General features: G+C 70.2%; 3 protein-coding genes. All 3 read left to right on the top strand.

Going from position 1 to position 2,336, the window contains the following annotated elements; all coding sequences use genetic code 11:
* The first annotated feature begins 84 nt into the window (after nt 1–84).
* The 3 genes from FGE12_RS29905 to FGE12_RS29895 are packed head-to-tail and all read left to right on the top strand — an operon-like array spanning nt 85 to nt 2,227.
* On the top strand, nt 85–390 hold the full coding sequence (locus tag FGE12_RS29905; RefSeq protein ID WP_153870072.1) for an IS66 family insertion sequence element accessory protein TnpB: 306 nt from the start codon (nt 85–87) through the stop codon (nt 388–390).
* Nucleotides 390–977 carry an IS66 family insertion sequence element accessory protein TnpB gene (gene tnpB / locus FGE12_RS31110; protein WP_370459208.1) on the top strand — a complete coding sequence of 196 codons (588 nt, stop codon included), beginning with the start codon at nt 390–392 and terminating at the stop codon, nt 975–977. The genes FGE12_RS29905 and tnpB overlap by 1 nt, the downstream gene beginning before the upstream one ends.
* The gene (locus tag FGE12_RS29895; RefSeq protein ID WP_370459209.1) at nt 881–2,227 is read left to right on the top strand and encodes an IS66 family transposase; all 1,347 of its coding nucleotides are present in this window, start codon (nt 881–883) and stop codon (nt 2,225–2,227) included. The genes tnpB and FGE12_RS29895 overlap by 97 nt, the downstream gene beginning before the upstream one ends.
* Nucleotides 2,228–2,336: the final 109 nt, after the last annotated feature.

Genomic DNA, 2,336 nt, shown 5'->3' with positions numbered 1-2,336 from the left:
GTAACCGCCCGATTGCCGGCGTCCTGAGGATGGGCGTGCACGCGCGTTCTTGGGCGCATGCGACGACCTGGACCTGAGGAGTGGATGCAACTGGTGGCCGAGTTTGCCTCGAGTGGCCTGGAGCAGAAGGAGTTCGTGGCCAAGCACGACGTGTCGCTCGGCACCTTCCAGTACTGGTTGTACAAGAAGTCCAAACGCGCCTCGGTGCGGCTGGCCAATTCGGAAGGCAAGTCGCGGCCCGCATTTCTTCCGCTGGAAGTCGTAGCGTCGCCCGCGCCGCAGGCGCGGGAGGGACTGCTCGAGGTGCGCTGCGCGAGCGGCCTTGCGGTGCGCTTCTCCGCGGGCACCGACGTGGGCTACGTCGCGGCGCTGCTGCGGGCCCTCTCCTGATGCTGCTGGGCCTCTCGGGTGGCGTGCGCATCCTGCTCGCGCGTGAGCCCATCGACATGCGCAATTCGATTGATGGGCTGGCGGCCATCGTCCGCAATGGCTGGCAGGAGGACCTCTACGCGGGCCACCTCTTCGTCTTCGTGTCGCGGCGCGGAGACCGACTGAAAATCCTCACCTGGGACGCGGGCGGCTTCGTCCTCACCTACAAGCGGCTGGAGAAGGGGCGCTTTCGCATGCCGGTGCTACGCGAGGGCGTGCTGGGGGCGCAGCTGGACGCGACGCAGTTGGCCCTGCTGCTGGATGGCATCGACCTCTCGCACGTGCGTCGGCCGAGCAAGTGGAGCCCGCCCGAGAGTCCGGCAGGAGCGCCGCACGGCGGCCTGTTGAAGGGACAATGGCAGCGCTCCCCGAAGACCACACGTGCCCCTGGCGCGAGGAAGCCGAGAAGCTCAAGGACGAGCTCGGAGAGCTCCGCGGCCAGCTCGAGCAGCTGCGCCGTCATGTCTTCGGTCGCAAGAGCGAGAAGATGCCGCCCGTCTCCGAAGAGCTGCGCAAGGAGCGGCCCGCGCCCTCGCCCGAAGCGGTGAAGAAGACACGCGCGGACGCGCGCGAGGCGCTGGCGCAGAGCGCCGTGACCGAAGTCGTCGAGCACCGCGTGCCCGAGGAAGAGCGGCGCTGCCCCGCGTGTGGCGGCCGGGACTTGCGGCCGTTGGGCGAGGGCAAACGCACGGTGGTGTACGAGTACGTGCCCGCGCGCCTCGTGCGCCAAGAGCACCTCCAGGAGACGCTCGCGTGCACCTGCGGCGAGGGAGTGGTGACGGCCGCAGGCGCGCCCAAGCCCGTGGAGGGTGGGCACTACGGGCCCGGCCTCATTGCCCACGTGGTGACGCAGAAAGTGGCCGACAGCATCCCGGTGTACCGCCAGGCGAAGGCGCTGCGGCGTGCCGGAATTCCCCTGCACCGCAACACACTGGGCGACTTGCTGCACACGGCCGCGCGTCAGCTCGCGCCCCTCTCCGCGCGGCTGCTGAAGCTCATCGCCCGCGAGGACGTGGTGCGCGCGGACGAGACGTACGAGCGCGTGTTGGATGAAGGCAAGACACGCCGCGGCTTCCTCTGGACGTTTCGCACGCAGCGCCTGGTGGGCTTCCGCTTCAGCCCGAGGCGCAGCGGGGACACGCCACGAGAGGTGCTGGAGGGCACGAGAGGCTACCTCGTGGTGGATGGCTTCACCGGCTACAACGCCGTCACCCTGCCCGAGGGGCGCGTGCGCGTCGCGTGCTGGGCCCATGCGCGCCGCAAATTCTTCGACGCGCGCACCACCGCGCCCGCGGAGGCCGACGCGATGCTCGCGCTCATCCGAGCGCTGTACCGCGTCGAGCAGGAAGCGAAGGAGGCCGGCGTCAGCGGCACGCCGGTGCACCTGCAGATGCGCCAGCACAAGAGCGCCGGGGTGCTGCGCGACATCGACGCGTGGCTTGCCCGCGAGGCCCCGCTGCACCCGCCCAAGAGCCCCTTGGGCGAGGCCATCCGCTACACGCGCGGGCAGTGGCCGGCGCTCTGCCGCTTCCTCGAGCGCGCGGACTTGCCGCTGGACAACAACGAGTCCGAGCGCGCGCTGCGGCCCGCGGCCCTCGGGCGCAAGAACTACCTCTTCTTCGGCAACGACGAGGCCGGAGCCCGCCTTGCCGACCTCTACGCCCTGGTGGCCACCTGCGAGGCCAACGGCGTGGACCCGCAGCGCTACCTCGCCGACGTCCTGGTGCGCATCGGCTCGACGCGCGCCTCGCGCATCGACTCGCTGCTGCCGCACCGCTGGTCGCCGAACACCTCGTAGCCCGCGCTCAACGGCACCAAGGACTCCAAGCCTCACACGTCTGGCCGAGCTGCTGCTCAGGTCATTGCCAAGGTGCGCCCGAGGGTCACGTCGGCGCTCGGGCGGTTAC

Origin of the sequence: Aggregicoccus sp. 17bor-14 (assembly GCF_009659535.1) — a bacterium.
GTDB lineage: Bacteria > Myxococcota > Myxococcia > Myxococcales > Myxococcaceae > Aggregicoccus.
The sequence above is the reverse complement of the archived record's forward strand: the minus strand, read 5'-3'. Positions and strand labels throughout refer to the sequence as shown.